The sequence below is a fragment of the Burkholderia sp. Ac-20384 genome, assembly GCF_017104605.1.
GTDB classification, from domain to species: domain Bacteria; phylum Pseudomonadota; class Gammaproteobacteria; order Burkholderiales; family Burkholderiaceae; genus Burkholderia; species Burkholderia lata.
Map to the genome: position 1 here is coordinate 15,406 of NZ_JAAGPE010000039.1, position 15,057 is coordinate 30,462.

Here is a 15,057-nt window from a genome sequence, read left to right on the forward strand (position 1 = left end):
ATTGTCGTCGGTGTCGGCGGCCGGCCAAGCCGCCGCCGTGCCTGCGCCGCGTGAAGCACGGCGCATCGCACCGGCCCATGTTAGCGCCACTCGCGAAACGCTGCATCGGACGCGATGACGCAGCCCCCGTCACGCGACCCGCGCGATGGTGACATTACGGACACCGCAACGAATCGCGTACGCGGTCAAACTCCGGCAGATAACGCGCGTAATTTTCCTCGCGCGCCGTGTAGATCAGCGCGCAGGTCTTGGTGTCGCCGGAGGTTGCCACGACCGCCTGGTGGACGATTGCATCGTTGAGCGTCTCCTTGTGCTCGCACATCTGCGCGGGCCGGCCGGCTATCGTGCCGTTCGCCGCGTGCGACGATTCGATCGCGCCGCCACCTTCCCTGACCGCATCGTCCATCCCGTCGCAGAAGCTCGACAGCGTGTCGTCGCTCTTGTCGCCGATGACGAACTCGATCCCCGCCGAGATCATCCCGAACCTGAAACGCCGGATCCGGTAGGTCGCGTCGCCGCGATCCTCCGGCTGGTTCGCGACCCGCCACCCCGCCGGCAAACGCAGCTCCGCCGGCGCCGGATAATTGCGCACGAGTTGCAGGTCATTGTTAAAGTTCAGCACGCCCGCGACACCCAGCGCCACAACCACCACCGCAATCGACAACCAGACACCGAGCAGCGTCAGCAGGCCGATGCCCGCCGCGCGCCAGTTCGACTGCAGCGCGCCACCGGCGGCCCGGTGCGCATCGACCGCCGCGCCTTGCGCGTGCCGCGCGTAGATAATCGTCCCGGCGAGACCGGCAATGACGACCGCATGCACGAGCGCGTGCGGCACCATCGAGGTTTCCGGAATGTCCACGGCCGCGTAAAGCACGATCGACACGAGCGTGACGAGCGCCGTGGCGAGAATCTGCCGCTGCGCGAGCGCGCGTTGGCCAAGGCGCCGCGCGTTCGCCGCGAGCAGGATGCCGCCGGCGAGCGGCGAGCCGAGAAATGCCGCCCAGCCGATGCCCGCCATCGTGAACAGCTTGCCGGGCGGTACCGGTGCCGTCGATGCCGTCGGGCCGGAAGCAGCCGGTTCGCCCGGAATGGCCGATGCGTCGGACGGGAAATCGGTCATGTCGGCATCGCCCCCGTCACGCGTTGCGCGACTGCGCGCGCCGTTGCCGCACGGCATCGGCCAGTACGTCGAGCACCGGCTCCGTCTGCGTCCAGCTCAGGCACGCATCCGTGATCGATACGCCGTACTTCAGCGGCACACCCGGCTTCAGGTCCTGGCGCCCGGCCTCGAGATGGCTCTCGACCATCACGCCGACGATCCGCTGCTCGCCCTGCGACAGTTGCCGCGCGAGATCCTGCGCGACGTCGATCTGCCGGTCGTGCGACTTGTTCGAGTTCGCGTGCGAGCAGTCGACCATCACCTGCTCGCGCAAGCCGGCCTTGCGCAGCACCGCGCAGCTCGCCTCGACATGCTCGGCGTCGTAGTTCGGGCCGTTCTTGCCGCCGCGCAGGATCACGTGCGCGTCGTCGTTGCCGCGCGTCTCGAAGATCGCGGCCATCCCCATCTTCGTCATCCCCATGAACGCATGGCTCGCCGCCGCGGCGACGATCGCGTCGGACGCGACCTGCACGCCGCCGTCGGTGCCGTTCTTGAAGCCGATCGGACAGCTCAGGCCCGACGCGAGCTGGCGATGGCTCTGGCTCTCGGTCGTGCGCGCGCCGATCGCGCCCCACGCGATCAGGTCGGCGATGTACTGCGGGCTCAGCAGGTCGAGGAATTCGGTCGACGCCGGCAGGCCCAGCGCGTTGATGTCGAGCAGCAATTGCCGCGCGGCGCGCAGCCCTTCGTTGATGCGGAAGCTGCCGTCGAGGCGCGGATCGTTGATGTAGCCCTTCCAGCCGACCGTCGTGCGCGGCTTCTCGAAGTAGACGCGCATCGTGATCAGCAGGTCGTCCTTCAGCGCATCGGCGGCGACCTTCAGGCGGCGCGCGTAGTCGAGTGCCTGGTCGTGATCGTGGATCGAGCACGGGCCGACGACGAGCAGCAGCCGGTCGTCGCGGTCGTGCAGGATGTCGCCGATCGCGCGGCGCGTATCCTCGACGAGTGTCTGCGTGGCGGCCGGCACCGGCAGTTCGTCCAGCAGCAGCGCCGGGGAAATCAGCGGGCGCACGGCGCCGATGCGGACGTCGTCGATGCGGGTGGTGTCCTGCGTCGCGTCGGCGCTGCCTACCTCGCGATCGTGGGAAGGATTGTCGAGGTTCTGCATGGTGATTCTCCGGGGGACGTCTGGAATGATGGGCAGGCTCGATTATGGCACCCGGGCGGGGCGGCGGCGGGTTGCGGCGGGGGAGCGGGTGCGGCTGCGTGACGGCAGCGCGACGGAAATCAAAAGGCGAAAAGAAAAAGGCGACCCGCGGAGGGTCGCCCGGCCACGCGCCGCATCACATGCGGCATGACGGCTAGTGCAGCGTCTCGGGCGCCAGCGAATTGCTCGGCAGCAGCGACGTCAGCCAGCAGTTGCTCGGCGCGGCTTTCCCGTTGAAGCGGTCGTAGAGCCACGGCAGCATGCCGGCCACCCACGGCACGATCGCACCCGCATGTTCGAGCGGATACTCGTTGTACGTGACCGGCGTGCCGCTCGCGCAGAACTTCTGTGCCAGCGCGCGCACGTCGTACGCCATCATCACGCCGTCGCCCACCTGGCTGCTGAACGTGCCATCGAGCGCGCCCGCCGTGCCCTGGCCGATGAACATCGGGATCGTCGGCGATGCGGCCAGCCCCGCATTCACCTTGTTCGCATACGTCACGTACACCGGAATGCTGTTGATGTCGTTCGCGTATTGCGGCTTGAACAGCGTGCCCCAGTGCAGCCCCGTGTACTTCGGCAGGATGTATGCGAGCGACTGGCTCTGGATGTCCTTGAACACGGCGACGCCGGTATCGCTGAGATAGGGCGTCAGGTCGAAGCCGTAGCCGCGCGACAGCCCGGCCAGCGCGGCCGCGGCCACGCCGCCCCACACGATGCTGCCATCGACGTAGCGCAGGTTGTGCGCGGGATCGACCAGCACGCCGCCTTCCGCCGCGCCGACGAGCTGCTTGTTGATCTCGGGCGCATAGCTCGGCGCGAGCTGCGCGGCCCAGTTGGTCGCGATCGCGCCGCCGGAATAGCCGATCATCGCGACCTTGCTCGACGGGTTCAGGCCCGTCGACGGCGTATTGAGCGCCGCGCGGATCGAATCGAGCGTCGTCATCCCGTATTCGGGGCCGGCAGCGAAGTCGGCCGTCTGGCCTTCCGTATCGGGCACGATGACGTTGTAGCCGAGCAGCAGCAGCGTCGACAGCGGGATCGATTCCGCGCTGTAGAGCAGCGTGCCGATGTTGATGACCTTGGTGACGTCGCGGTCGCCGGCGATCACCTGCGACGGCTCGTCGTACGGGTTCAGCGAATCGTAGGCCGACTGGTACGAGATCGCCTGGCCGTTGCTGACCTGGCTCCGGATCACCGACGTCACGTTGACGACCGGCTGGTTCAGCGCGTTATTGGTGCGATACAGCAACTGCTGCGCGGTCAGCGCGGTGGGGATGCCGGCCACGTGATAGGTGACGTTGCGCGTCTTGAGCACCGTGCCCGGTGGAATCGATGCCAGCGGCGTGGTGCCGGTGTACGTGTAGAACGGGTCGGATACGGTCGGCGCGGCGGCGCTGGCCGGCGGTGCGGTCATGGCCAGCGTGGCGGATACAGCCGCCGCGGCCAGCATGAAACGTCTGGAGGACATGGTTGGGGCCCCTGGGATAACCTGCTTTCGTCGAAGGAAGTTTGCGGTGTTGCAGACCATCGCGTGTGTCGCTTCAAAACCGTTTCCAGGCCATCGACTGTCTCCTGTGAATGAGTAATCCGGGCTGTTCTGAATCTGTAATTTTAGTAGGAGTACAAACCGGATGAATTGAAGCACAACGCACGGGAAATCGAAGGGCGTTTTCCATTGTTTGAAGGTAAACGTCTAAACCCGTCGTCGTGCGATGCGGGTCGCTCCGGCCATTCGGCCGACTGTCCGCGTTTTGCCGAAGTGCCGTACGATCACGGCTGTCCGGTACCTGAGCGGCCGCGTCGTGCGATGCCCGCCGCGCCGCACACTGCCTGTAACCGCTCGTTCCCTGCCCAACCGACACGCCACGATGACCGTCTCCGAACTGCTCCGCGCCATCCGCCAACCCTATGCCGACCTGCTCGCGAAAGCGGCTGCGCAACCGGCCGTGATCGTCGAACCGGCCTACCGGCGTGCCGACGGCACGCTCGCCACCGAAGGGCCGCTCGCGTTGCCGTGCCGGGCCGACATCATCCCAACCGAAGGCGAATCGGCCGGCCAGCCGGTGATGGTCGATTCCGCCACGCAACTGGCGTTCGAGCCGTTGGCATTCGAACTCGAAACGGCGGCCGTGTCGATTCGCCCGTTCGTGTGGGACTGGGCCGCGATCGAGGCCGACGGTCTCGACGAAAGCGCGGCGGTCGAGGCATTCAAGACGTGGTTCTTCGCGTGGTTCGATGTCGACGACGAAAACACGCCGGCCGAAGACGGCCTGCATGGCATCGTTCACTACTTGTCGGAACCGGTTCGCACGGAACAGGGCTGGCGCGTCAATGCGGATCTCGGGTCCGCACCCGAGACGGCCGTCGAGGATCTGCTGTTCCGGCTCGTCGATGCGGGCGCTACGCGGATCGTGCTCGGTTGATGCCGCATTTCATCCTTCACCGGCCCATCATGAAAAAAGCCCTTGCCGCCCTGCTGCTCTGCGCGTCGCTGCCCGCGTTCGCCAAGGTCTCCACCGAGGTGTACTGCTTCAAATCGGACGGCGACAAACCTGTACGCTTCGAGATGCGCACCTACTACGACGACGCCGTCGACTGGTCGGGCGGCATGGTCCGCTATGCGAAAGCGAAAACGGCCCTGCCGCTGGTGGTCGAGCACGTGGACGAGGAAGTGCTCGCCGAAGGCCGCCCGCACCAGTTCACGACGACCTGGGTCGAAATGGTCGACGGCAGGATCAATGGACGGTACGAGATGATGTCGCAGGGCGCGATGATCTATTCGATGACCTATACCAGCGCGCGCACCGGCAAGCAGACCGCGTTCGGCAGAGTGCTGGACGTCGACGCATCCGAACAAACCGGGTGCCGCTGGTGATGCGCCCGCTGATCAGGATTGTGTGGGTGCTGGTCGCCCTGCACGCAGGCTTCGCGAATGCCGCGCCGCGCACGGTCTACGAGGGAGCGTTGCAAGGCGCCGGCGCCGTCGTGATGGAACTCGACGATCGCCCGGCTGCGGATGGTTCAATCTCGGGCCGCTACTTCTATGCGCAGCACGGCGTCGATATTCCGCTGCACGGCACGCCCGCGGAATTGCTCGAGCCGCTCGTGCGATCGCAGTTGCCGGACGATGCACGCAGTCCGTTGGGATTCGGCCAGCAAGCCGATTTCGATCATGCCGCGGCCACCTGGCAGGGCACGCGGGACAAGGCCGGCTATCGCGGCCGCTGGACCGATGCGCGCTCGGGCAAGACACGTGCCTTCGCGTTGCGCCGCGTCGCCGAATACGATCCCGACGCAGTCGCGCCGGGCGCTGTCGAGGCGATCACCGCTGTGTCTGGAAGTGGTGTCGGCAGCGGCATCGCGCGCAGCGCGGACATCGACATGCAACACGCGCCGTATGCCACGCTGAAGCTTGCCGGGCACGCACGGCCCGTGGGTCCCGAAATCGGCGACGGCACGGTCGCGTACCGGATGTGGAGCGACCCGCGCACGGTGCTCGCGTATCCGCGGCTGAGCCGCCATCCCTATCCGGCCGTGATGGCGCGGGTCAACCATCTGCTGGAACAACGGCACTGGCAGATGAGTCTCGCGGCGCTCGCATGCGCATCGACGCGCTACAGCGACGACGGATCGGCCTCCGGATCGCTCGGCGGCTACGACGACGACGAGCACGTGACGGTCACGTGGCTGTCGCGTGCGGCGATGGGTATCGTGGAATCGGGCAGCCTGTTCTGCCGCGGCGCGTACCCGGACAATCACTACGATCCGGTCACGTTCGACCTGCTGCGCGGCGCATACCTCGACTGGAATCGCGTGATCGACGCAACCGCGACGGGCAAGGACGGCAATCCGGAAACGAGTCCCGCGCTGGCGGGTTTCATTACGCGGTTGCGCGACAAGGCAACACACGGTCTGCAAGTGACGGACGGCCAAGGCAATTCACTGTCGTGTGCCGACGTGTTCCCGCAGTATCTGGCGTTCGAACTCGATGCGCCCGGCAAGCTGTCGTTCGCCGTGTCCGGGATTGGCCACGCAGCAGGCGCCTGTCTCGGGCCACAACTCGATGCGCCATTTGCGGCGCTCGCGCCGATCCTGAAACCGGGTGGTTCGCGCTACCTCGTACCGGGCGTCAAGCTGAAGTAACGCGGCGGTGCGTGGCAGTATCCGCATCGCGCACCGGCCCGGCCGCGTAGCGACGGGGCCGGGCGATGCCCACGCCCCGCACGCTTATGTCAGGACGCGTCGCCTTGTGCATCGACATCGATGCCCAGCTCGCTCGCCATCCGCAGAACCAGCGCATTCAGCCGCGCCACTTCATCCGCGAGGCGCTTCTGTTCGGCCTTCAGCGCTTCGAATTCCGAAGGCGGCACGGAATCAGCACCGCCGGCATCCGCGCTCGCGAAGTCGGCCAGGTCCACTTCGCCGCACATCAGGTGCATCCAGCGGTTCTCGCGCGCACCCGGCGCACGCGGCAGCCGGACGACGAGCGGCTGCGCGCGCGCCGCGAGCTCGTCGAGGAATGCCTCGACCGACGAGATATCCGCGAAACCATGCAGGCGCGCGCTGTTCAGGCGCAGCTCGGCGGCCGTCTGCGGGCCGCGCAGCAGCAGGATCGTCAACAGTGCGATCGCCTGGCTCGGAATGCCAAGCACGCGGTTCACGTTGTGTTCGAAACGCGGCACGCGGCTGCTGCTGCCTTCCATCACGAGGCTCAGGTGCTTCAGCCCGTCGAGCGCGGTCGTGACTTCGTCCTCGCTGACGCTCATCACCGGCGAGCGCGCGGTTTTCTGATTGCAGCCCGCGGTCAGCGCATTCAGCGACAGCGGATAGGTGTCCGGCACCGTGTGCTGCTTTTCGACGAGCACACCGACAATGCGGGCCTCGAGGGGCGTGAGTTCGCGAAGGGCGCGTGGCGTGGGCGTATCCGGCGTGGTGTTCATGATTGGCGTCGCAGCGTGCAGCAGGTGAAGGGAAACGGTCGCGGCCCGTCCGGCATCGCGCACGGGCGAGCCATATGATAGCTCGCGTCGCGTGGCCCGGCGCCGCGCGACCTGCCGGCGCGCGCACTTGCCGCAGCCGGCTTTCGTCCAACGTATCGGCGAGCCGGTGCCGCGTGGTGGATTCCGCCTCCTTGCACGCGGCGGCGTTTGTGCGCCGCGCATGCGGGCGTACGATATGCGTTACCCTGACGCACGCGGCGCCGCGCGACCGCCTTCGCACGCCGCAGCACGCGTCGCTCGTCCCGCACGCGATGCCGCCATGCATGCGCACCGCTCATCGACGCCGCTCGTCCCGTTCACCCCTTCGAACCGCCCACCACCATGACCGCATCCTCTTCCGCACCGCACGTGCGCGCCATCGTCACCGGACACACACGCGGCCTCGGCGCGCAGCTCGCCGAACAACTGCTGCTGGAAGGCGTCGCCGTGCTCGGCGTATCGCGCAGCCGCCATCCGTCGCTCGCGTCGCAAGCCGGCGACCGTTTCGCCGAAGTCGAACTCGATCTGTCGGACACGTCGGCCGTCGCGGCCTGGCTGGCGGGCGACACGCTACGCCGCTTCGTCGACGGCGCGTCGATCGTGCTGCTGTTCAACAACGCGGGCATCGTCGATCCGATCGGCCCGCTCGCCACGCAAGACCCGGCGATCGTCGCACGCGCGGTCGGCGTGAACGTCGCGGCACCGCTGATGCTGTCGGCCGCGCTCGCGCAAGCGGTGTCGGCCACGACCGAATGCCGGATCCTGCACGTGTCGAGCGGCGCGGCACGCAACGCGTACGCGGGCTGGAGCATCTACTGCGCGACCAAGGCGGCACTCGATCACCATGCACGCGCAGTCGCGCTCGACGCGAACCGCGCGCTGCGGATCTGCAGCGTCGCGCCGGGCGTCGTTGATACGGGCATGCAGGCGACGATCCGATCGAGCAGCGAAGACAATTTCCCGATGCGCGAGAAATTCGACCAGCTGAAGTCGAGCGGCGCGCTCGCGACGCCCGAGGCGGCCGCGCGACAGCTGATCGGCTATGCGCTGAGCGACGCGTTCGGCTCGGTACCGACCGCCGACGTGCGGGAACTGCCGAGCCACTGAGTCACGCGGCCACGCGGCCGCGCAGCTCGTCAACGCCCTTCGAGCCGCTTCGTCCAGTCTTCGACCTGCCGCTCCGTCCGGCGCTTGTCGAGCATCTTGCGCCAGCCGGGCGGCAGTATCGGGACATCGCACAGCGCGTCGAGCGCGGCCATGTCGAGCGTGCGCCGGTACAGCACGTCGAGTACGGTCGACAGCGGCCATTTCGGGTAGCGGCGCTCACGCAGCGCCAGCACGTCGCCCGGCGCCACCCAGCCTTCCTGCAGCACACGGTAGTACCAGCCGGTCCGGCCGCTTTGCTGCACGAGCGCGGCCATCCGCGGATGCTCGAAACGCGCGTTGAGCTTCCAGCACGGCTGCCGCGACTGCGATACCTGCAGCACGGCACCGCCCAGCGTGAACATGTCGCCGAGGCACACGTCGTGCTCGGTCATGCCGTGCGTCGACAGGTTCTCGCCGAACGCACCCGGTTGCACGAGCACGTCGCGCGCACCGATCTCCGCGGACCACCACGCATAGTGATCGTGCGCATAGTGGTGGACCGCCTTGTCGGGGCCGCCGTGATGCCGCGCATCGGCCTGCTCGTCGCCGGCAAAGCCGAGCGTGCCCAGCCACAGACGCGCGCCGACCGGCTGCTTGTCGATCGCACTGGCGTGCGGCGTGCCGGCCAGCGGCCGGCTCTTGCCGACCCTCACCGCGCCGATCGCGGCCGAGATCGCCGGCCGTGCCGCATCGCTCATGCCGTCACACCGTCGGGCAGTGCCGCGAGCAGGCGTTCGAGTTCGCGCGTGCGCGCGTCGCCGAGCGGCATCAGCGGCTTCCTCGGTTCACCCGCATCGAAGCCGCGCAGGCGCAAGCCAGCCTTCACGGTCACCGGCAACCCGCCGTTCACGATGAACTGCAGCAGCGGCAACTGCGCATGAAAGACCGTCCTCGCGCGCGCCAGGTCGCCCGAGCGCATCGCGTCGAACAGCGCCAGCGGCAACGCCGCATTCAGGTTCGGCGCGGCCGTGCACCATCCGGCCGCGCCCGCTGCAAGCGCGGCGAGCGCCATCGGATTGCTGCCGTTGTAGAACGGAATCGCGCCGTCGCTCAGCTGCGCGAGCCGGTGCATCCGCCCGATGTCGCCGGTGCTCTCCTTCACCATCGTCACGTTGTCGACGGTCCGGCAGATCGTTGCGATCAGGTCCGGCGACATGTCGACGCCGCTCGTCGCGGGGTTGTTGTACAGCATGATCGGGATGCCGATGGCAGCGCCGATCGCGCGATAGTGCGCGACGATCTCGTCGTTGGCGAGCTTCCAGTACGACACCGGCAGCACCATCACCGCATCGGCGCCAGCCTGTTCGGCGAAGCGCGCGCGGCGCACCGCTCCCGCCGTGGTGAGATCGGAAATGCCGACGACGGTCGGCACGCGCCGGTTCACCGCGCGAATCGACGCGGTGGCAACGGCCTCCCATTCGGCGTCGGACAGGTACGCGCTTTCGCCGGTACTGCCCAGCGGCGCGATCGCGTGGACGCCGTCGGCAATCAGGCGCTCGATCAGCGCGTCGAGCGCTTTCAGGTCGATGTCGCCGTCAGCGGTGAACGGCGTAACCGGGTAGGCAATGATGCCTTTCAGCAAGATGGACACGATAGGTATTCCTCAGTAAATGTCTGACACGGCAGCGACGAATCGCCCGCTCATTCGACACAGTCTCGATGCGTACGCAATGCCCTGCGCGCGTAATAGTCGAACGTCACCGCATCGCGCTTCGGCTTCGAAATCCAGTCGTGCGCTTCGCGCGCCAGCGCCGGCGGCACCGGCTTGATCTCGCCGGCCGACATCGCGAGCAACTGCAGCTTCGCCGCCCGCTCGATCAGCAGCGCGAGGATGCACGCTTCCTCGATCGTCTTGCCGACCACGAGCTGGCCGTGGTGCGACAGCAGGATCGCGCGCTTGCTGCCGAGCGCCTTCGAGATGATCTCGCCCTCCTCGTTGCCGACCGGCACGCCGGGCCAGTCCTTCAGGAACGCGCAATCGTCGTACAGCGGGCAGGTATCCATGTGCGACACGACGAGCGGCTGCTCGAGCATCGACAGCGCCGCGACATGCGCCGGATGGGTATGGATGATGCAGTTCACGTCCGGGCGCTCGCGGTAGATCCACGTATGGAACCGGTTGGCCGGATTCGGGATGCCCTCGCCGTCGACGACGTCGAGATCCTCGTTGACGCGCAGCAGGTTCGCCGCCGAAATCTCGTCGAAACCGAGCCCGAGCCGCTGCGTGTAGTACGTGCCGGCGTCGCCTGCGCGGCAGGTGATCTGCCCGGCCAGGCCCGAGTCGTGACCGGCGTCGAACAGGATCCGGCACGTGAGCGCGAGCTTCTGCCGCGCGGACCAGCCGCTGTCGCCAACCGCGTTGTCGAGACGCCGCTCCGCCAGCGCGACCAGCGCCTCCTTCGTCAGGTTCAGCGTTTCCGCCATGTTCACCTCCTGAATGGATCGGGCCGGCCGCGCCGTCCGCAGCCGCTTTCCCGGGAAAACATGACACACGATACACCAAAGGACACATTGTGTCATGCGTTACAATCGGTTTTTCGAAGGACACCTGGCGCCCCATGACGATTCGCCTGAAGCTGCTCAGAAAACAGAAGGGCTGGACGCTCGACGTGCTGGCCGACGAGACGGGCCTCACCAAGAGCTATCTGTCGAAAGTCGAGCGCGGCCTGAGCGTGCCGTCGATCGCGGTCGCGCTGAAGCTGTCGAAGGCACTGAACGTCGACGTCGAGCAGTTGTTCTCGGAAAGTCACAACCGCGAGCTGATCACGGTCACGCGCGCGGGCGAGCGCACGGCGATGGGCGCGGCGGCCGACAGCCAGGCCCATCGCTTCGAAAGCATCGCGGCCGGCGTCGCGCCGAAGAAGATGCTGCCGTTCGTCGTGCATCCGCCGCACGAATTCGTCGCATCGACGTTCCGCGAGCACGAAGGCGAGGAGTTCCTGTTCGTGCACAAGGGGCGCGTCGAAATCGAATTTCCGAACGAAACGGTGCAACTCAAGACCGGCGATTCAGTCTATTTCAACGCACTCATCCCGCACCGCACGCGCAGCCTGGGCACCGCGCAGGCGGAGATCCTGGTCATCGTCAGTCACGACGACTAGCATCGTCACCTTTTCGCGCAAGGATCCCCGATGGTCACGAAGGCCACCGCACCGTTCCAGCAGATCAAGACGCTCGTTCGCCAGAACGTCGAGGCGGGCGACTGGCGCCCCGGGGACCGCATTCCGTCCGAACTCGATCTCGCCGCGCAGTTCGGCGTCGCGCGCATGACGGTCAATCGCGCGCTGCGCGAGCTGACCGAGGAAGGCGTGCTGAAGCGCATCGCGGGCGTCGGCACCTTCGTCGCCGAAGTGAAGCCGCAGTCGAACCTGCTGATGATCGCGCACATCCGCGACGAAATCCGCGCACGCGGGCACGAATATCGCTGCCGCGTGCTGAGCCAGTCGAGCGAACCCGCGTCGTTCGACGTCGCGGCCGCGTTCGGCTTGCCGGTCAACACGCCGGTGTTTCATGTGGTGTGCGTGCACGAGGAAAACGGCCGCCCGATCCAGCTCGAGGATCGCTACGTGAACCCGGCGGCCGCGCCCGGTTTCATCGACCAGGATTTCCAGGTCGAGCCGCCGTCCGAGTACCTGTACAACAACGTGTCGCACTACGAACTGGAAATCGAGCACGTGGTCGATGCGTCGCTGCCGACCGGCGAACAGGCGCGGCTGCTCGACATGCGCGCCGACGAGCCGTGCCTCACGCTCACGCGCCGCACCTGGACCAACGGGCAGCCCGTCACGTTCGTGCACTTCCTGCATCCGGGCAACCGCTACCGGCTCGGCTCGCGCTTCAAGCCGGGCGCCGGACGCCACCCGACCTGATCCTTTTCCCCACGCACAAAAGCGCGCGGCGGCCGTTTCGTCAGAAGCGGCCGCCGCGTCCGTCATCCACGCCCGCCCGCGTCAGATCGCGCCGGCCTGCCCCGCGCCTCGCGACCACACGACCGGAAACAGCGGGTGATCGAGCGGCGCGCCGTCGGGCAGCTGCCCGGCGAGCCCGGGGAAATCGGGCGACGTCTTCCAGCGGCGCGGCGCGTGACGGATATCGTCGCCGACGAAGCGGATCGAGAACGCGCGCCGACGGTTCTGCGTACCGCCCGACGCGTGCAGCGTGAGCATCCGGAAGCACACCATGTCGCCGGGCTCGAGCGCCCAGTGGCGGATCGGGAACGCCGCACGGTCGCCTTCAATGTCGGGCAGGTCCGCCAGGCTGCCTTCCGGGAACCACTTCGCCTCCTTGTCCATGAACGTGCGCGGCATCAGCCACGGCCCGAGATGCGAGCCCGCGACGAATTCCAGTGTCGATTCGAGCGGCACCGGATCGACCGGAATCCACATGCTGACGTTGTCGTCGCCTTCGATGTTGTAGTACGGCTGGTCCTGGTGCCACGGCGTGCGCTGCCGCGTGCCGGGCTCCTTCACGAGCAGGTGGTCGTGATGCAGCCGCACGTTGTCGCTGCCCATCAGCGCGGCGGCGACCGACGGCGCCGGCGAGCGCACGATGAAGTCGCGATACGCGTCGTTGTGCTGCCAGTTGCAGAAATCCTCGAAGAACCAGCCCGGATCGTCGGGCCGGCTCGCGACTTTTGCGCGCTCGCTGGGCTGCGCGAGATTCGTGTCGATGCCGGCGCGCAGCGCGGCGACTTCGTCGGGCGAGAAGATGCCCTTGATGCAGACCGCCCCTTCCTCGCGGAACGCGGCGATCAGTTCGGGGGTCACGGCTTGCGCGACGCGATCCTGGATACTCGTCATGGTGTGCCTGTCGATTGAATGAATCACGGAATCACGGTGCCGAAGTCAGCTGCTGCTTCGTGCCGTAGATGTCGAAGTCGAAATATCTGGCGGCGATCTTCTGGTACGTGCCGTTCGCGCGGATCGCGACGATCGCGTCGTTCAGCCGCTTCTTCATCGCTTCGTCGCCCTTGCGCACGCCCATCGCGACGCCGTAGCCGGTGATCCGCACGTCGGTCACGTCGGGGCCCGCGAACGCGTAGCCCTTGCCTCGCGGGGTCTTCAGGAACGAGTAGCCGGCCTGCGTCTTGTCCTGGAAGGTCGCGTCGAGGCGGCCGTTGACGAGATCCTGGTACACCTGGTCCTGGTTCTGGTACGAGACGATCGTCACGCCCTTGGTCGCCCATTCGGCCTTCGCGTACGCCTCCTGCGTCGTGCCCTGGTCGATCCCGATGCGCTTGCCCGCGAGCGACTCCGCGGTCGGCAGCAGCTTCGAGCCGGCCGGCGCGACGAGCGCGCCCGGCGACGCATACAGCTTGTTCGAGAAGTCGATCTGCTTGAGCCGCTCGTCGGTGGCCGTCATCGCGGACATGATCACGTCGAACTTGCGGGCGCGCAGTGCCGGAATCATCCCGTCGAAACCCTGCTCGACCCACACGCACTTCGCATGCAGTTGCTCGCAGATCGCATTGCGCAGGTCGATGTCGAAGCCGGCGAGCGAGCCGTCGGGCTGCTTCGCCTCGAACGGCGGATACGTGGGGTCGATGCCCCAGCGGATCGTCGACGCGTCCTGCGCGAACGACACGAGCGGCGCGAACGCCAGCGCGGTAACGAGGAGCTTTGCAGTGCGGTTCATGGCGTGTCCTTGATGGTCTCGACGCGGCGGGCGAACGCCGGCGTCCGGTGGGGAGCGTTGCGCCGGTATGCCCGGCGCGGTGCGCGAAAGACAGGGACTTCGATGAAACTGCGATGCAGTCTAGACCGCTCAATTTTTGAGCGCAAGCGGGGGAAACGGGGGCGGGGTGGAGGGCGGGCCGGCGCGTTCCGGAATCGGGATGGAAAGATGGGATGGCGCTTTAAATAAGGCCATCTTGCAGGATTTACATGGCTTCCCGGTGTTTACCCTTTGCGACGCACATCTGCCACAAAGCGAGTTTTTCCGGATATCCGTCAGATGGTGATGTCTATACAGGGAGTCAAGACGAAGCCTCGCCCGCTGCCTTTCGTAGGAAATCGATGACGCATCCTATACCGCCAAAAGAGCTGCTCGAATACGCAGGCACATCCGGCGATGCAAGATATACCTTACATTCATGAACCATTGATCCGTGCAGGAAGACCCGCATGCAACTTTACGAGATCGGTCAGGCCGTGGCGAAACGGAGAGCGGAACTCGACCTCACGCAGGCTCGGCTGGCCAGGCTCGCCGGACTTTCTCGCCTCACCGTGAATCAGCTGGAAAACGGCAAACTCAAGGATCTCGGCGTCAACAAGCTGATCCCGTTGCTTGGCCTGCTCGGCATCGAACTCATGACCCGACCGCGGCCGGCTCGGCGCGGTCTTCACATGGCCGTCATTGGTGCGAACGTCAGCCACAAGAGCGAGTTGACCGAGCGATTGCTCGTCGACGCGTTAGTCTTCGGACAAATCCCCGCCGGGTATGAAGCGCAGTTCGCCGTCATCCTCGTCGAGGTCCCGCTACCGGTTGTAGTAAGGGCGGCCGAGGAAGCTGCCGAGCGCTCGGGCACGCCACTACGCGCCATCTGGAAAAATCTGGCCGAGTGGTCGAAGGCGCTTCATCTCTATCGGGAAGTATGGGTCTGATCGCTGCCCCCTTCGCCCACG

The 15,057-nt window shown here is 66.7% G+C and carries 16 protein-coding genes; 7 read left to right on the forward strand and 9 right to left on the reverse strand.

The features are described 5' to 3' along the window. Positions 1-154 precede the first annotated feature (154 nt). From G3O00_RS10600 to G3O00_RS10610, 3 genes are all read right to left on the reverse strand, one after another. Positions 155-1,120 (reverse strand): hypothetical protein, encoded by a 966-nt coding sequence (locus G3O00_RS10600; protein WP_206142918.1) that lies wholly within the window; start codon positions 1,118-1,120, stop codon positions 155-157. Positions 1,121-1,136: 16 nt separating this feature from the next. After that, complete coding sequence (locus tag G3O00_RS10605) at positions 1,137-2,267, reverse strand: 3-deoxy-7-phosphoheptulonate synthase (RefSeq protein ID WP_241025078.1); 1,131 nt, start codon at positions 2,265-2,267, stop codon at positions 1,137-1,139. A gap of 193 nt (positions 2,268-2,460) precedes the next feature. Further along, complete coding sequence (locus tag G3O00_RS10610; RefSeq protein ID WP_206142919.1) at positions 2,461-3,777, reverse strand: lipase family protein; 1,317 nt, start codon at positions 3,775-3,777, stop codon at positions 2,461-2,463. A gap of 400 nt (positions 3,778-4,177) precedes the next feature. Between G3O00_RS10610 and G3O00_RS10615 the strand changes: the two genes are divergently transcribed. The 3 genes from G3O00_RS10615 to G3O00_RS10625 are packed head-to-tail and all read left to right on the forward strand — an operon-like array spanning position 4,178 to position 6,452. Further along, positions 4,178-4,732: a hypothetical protein gene (locus G3O00_RS10615; RefSeq protein WP_206142920.1), complete on the forward strand. Its 555-nt coding sequence runs from the start codon at positions 4,178-4,180 to the stop codon at positions 4,730-4,732. Between the two features lie 29 nt (positions 4,733-4,761). Next, positions 4,762-5,184, forward strand: coding sequence for a hypothetical protein (locus G3O00_RS10620; RefSeq protein ID WP_206142921.1), 423 nt, complete (start codon positions 4,762-4,764; stop codon positions 5,182-5,184). Further along, a complete protein-coding gene (locus G3O00_RS10625) occupies positions 5,184-6,452 on the forward strand; it encodes a hypothetical protein (RefSeq protein WP_206142922.1) in 1,269 nt (422 codons plus the stop codon). The genes G3O00_RS10620 and G3O00_RS10625 overlap by 1 nt, the downstream gene beginning before the upstream one ends. Positions 6,453-6,541: 89 nt before the next feature. Here the strand turns inward: G3O00_RS10625 and G3O00_RS10630 are convergent, their stop codons facing one another. Beyond that, on the reverse strand, positions 6,542-7,249 hold the full coding sequence (locus G3O00_RS10630) for a YceH family protein (RefSeq protein WP_206142923.1): 708 nt from the start codon (positions 7,247-7,249) through the stop codon (positions 6,542-6,544). A 381-nt stretch (positions 7,250-7,630) separates the two neighbouring features. Between G3O00_RS10630 and G3O00_RS10635 the strand changes: the two genes are divergently transcribed. Beyond that, complete coding sequence (locus tag G3O00_RS10635) at positions 7,631-8,395, forward strand: SDR family oxidoreductase (RefSeq protein ID WP_206142924.1); 765 nt, start codon at positions 7,631-7,633, stop codon at positions 8,393-8,395. Between the two features lie 29 nt (positions 8,396-8,424). Here G3O00_RS10635 and G3O00_RS10640 read toward each other — a convergent pair whose 3' ends face one another. Genes G3O00_RS10640 through G3O00_RS10650 form a run of 3 tightly spaced genes read right to left on the reverse strand, consistent with a single transcriptional unit; the run spans position 8,425 to position 10,858 of the window. After that, positions 8,425-9,132: an MOSC domain-containing protein gene (locus tag G3O00_RS10640; RefSeq protein ID WP_174934710.1), complete on the reverse strand. Its 708-nt coding sequence runs from the start codon at positions 9,130-9,132 to the stop codon at positions 8,425-8,427. After that, on the reverse strand, positions 9,129-10,025 hold the full coding sequence (locus G3O00_RS10645) for a dihydrodipicolinate synthase family protein (protein WP_206142925.1): 897 nt from the start codon (positions 10,023-10,025) through the stop codon (positions 9,129-9,131). The genes G3O00_RS10640 and G3O00_RS10645 overlap by 4 nt, the downstream gene beginning before the upstream one ends. A 50-nt stretch (positions 10,026-10,075) precedes the next feature. Beyond that, positions 10,076-10,858, reverse strand: a complete 783-nt coding sequence (locus G3O00_RS10650; RefSeq protein ID WP_206142926.1) for an aldolase — start codon at positions 10,856-10,858, stop codon at positions 10,076-10,078. Positions 10,859-10,992: 134 nt separating this feature from the next. Here G3O00_RS10650 and G3O00_RS10655 point away from each other — a divergent pair, with 134 nt between their 5' ends. Continuing rightward, positions 10,993-11,535 carry an XRE family transcriptional regulator gene (locus G3O00_RS10655; RefSeq protein WP_011353691.1) on the forward strand — a complete coding sequence of 181 codons (543 nt, stop codon included), beginning with the start codon at positions 10,993-10,995 and terminating at the stop codon, positions 11,533-11,535. A 30-nt stretch (positions 11,536-11,565) separates the two neighbouring features. After that, positions 11,566-12,303 (forward strand): histidine utilization repressor, encoded by a 738-nt coding sequence (gene hutC / locus G3O00_RS10660; RefSeq protein ID WP_174940596.1) that lies wholly within the window; start codon positions 11,566-11,568, stop codon positions 12,301-12,303. A gap of 81 nt (positions 12,304-12,384) precedes the next feature. Here the strand turns inward: hutC and G3O00_RS10665 are convergent, their stop codons facing one another. Then, positions 12,385-13,233, reverse strand: coding sequence for a phytanoyl-CoA dioxygenase family protein (locus G3O00_RS10665; RefSeq protein ID WP_206142927.1), 849 nt, complete (start codon positions 13,231-13,233; stop codon positions 12,385-12,387). A 31-nt stretch (positions 13,234-13,264) separates the two neighbouring features. Next, positions 13,265-14,068, reverse strand: a complete 804-nt coding sequence (locus tag G3O00_RS10670) for an ABC transporter substrate-binding protein (RefSeq protein WP_174934704.1) — start codon at positions 14,066-14,068, stop codon at positions 13,265-13,267. 488 nt (positions 14,069-14,556) lie between these two features. Between G3O00_RS10670 and G3O00_RS10675 the strand changes: the two genes are divergently transcribed. After that, the gene (locus G3O00_RS10675) at positions 14,557-15,036 is read left to right on the forward strand and encodes a helix-turn-helix domain-containing protein (protein ID WP_206142928.1); all 480 of its coding nucleotides are present in this window, start codon (positions 14,557-14,559) and stop codon (positions 15,034-15,036) included. The last annotated feature ends 21 nt before the right edge of the window (positions 15,037-15,057 follow it).

Coding starts and splice junctions, on each gene's coding strand:
- G3O00_RS10600 (WP_206142918.1), bottom strand. CDS start 1,120: ATGACCGATTTCCCGTCCGACGCATCGGCCATTCCGGGCGAACCGGCT.
- G3O00_RS10605 (WP_241025078.1), bottom strand. CDS start 2,267: ATGCAGAACCTCGACAATCCTTCCCACGATCGCGAGGTAGGCAGCGCC.
- G3O00_RS10610 (WP_206142919.1), bottom strand. CDS start 3,777: ATGTCCTCCAGACGTTTCATGCTGGCCGCGGCGGCTGTATCCGCCACG.
- G3O00_RS10615 (WP_206142920.1), top strand. CDS start 4,178: ATGACCGTCTCCGAACTGCTCCGCGCCATCCGCCAACCCTATGCCGAC.
- G3O00_RS10620 (WP_206142921.1), top strand. CDS start 4,762: ATGAAAAAAGCCCTTGCCGCCCTGCTGCTCTGCGCGTCGCTGCCCGCG.
- G3O00_RS10625 (WP_206142922.1), top strand. CDS start 5,184: ATGCGCCCGCTGATCAGGATTGTGTGGGTGCTGGTCGCCCTGCACGCA.
- G3O00_RS10630 (WP_206142923.1), bottom strand. CDS start 7,249: ATGAACACCACGCCGGATACGCCCACGCCACGCGCCCTTCGCGAACTC.
- G3O00_RS10635 (WP_206142924.1), top strand. CDS start 7,631: ATGACCGCATCCTCTTCCGCACCGCACGTGCGCGCCATCGTCACCGGA.
- G3O00_RS10640 (WP_174934710.1), bottom strand. CDS start 9,132: ATGAGCGATGCGGCACGGCCGGCGATCTCGGCCGCGATCGGCGCGGTG.
- G3O00_RS10650 (WP_206142926.1), bottom strand. CDS start 10,858: ATGGCGGAAACGCTGAACCTGACGAAGGAGGCGCTGGTCGCGCTGGCG.
- G3O00_RS10655 (WP_011353691.1), top strand. CDS start 10,993: ATGACGATTCGCCTGAAGCTGCTCAGAAAACAGAAGGGCTGGACGCTC.
- hutC (WP_174940596.1), top strand. CDS start 11,566: ATGGTCACGAAGGCCACCGCACCGTTCCAGCAGATCAAGACGCTCGTT.
- G3O00_RS10665 (WP_206142927.1), bottom strand. CDS start 13,233: ATGACGAGTATCCAGGATCGCGTCGCGCAAGCCGTGACCCCCGAACTG.
- G3O00_RS10670 (WP_174934704.1), bottom strand. CDS start 14,068: ATGAACCGCACTGCAAAGCTCCTCGTTACCGCGCTGGCGTTCGCGCCG.
- G3O00_RS10675 (WP_206142928.1), top strand. CDS start 14,557: ATGCAACTTTACGAGATCGGTCAGGCCGTGGCGAAACGGAGAGCGGAA.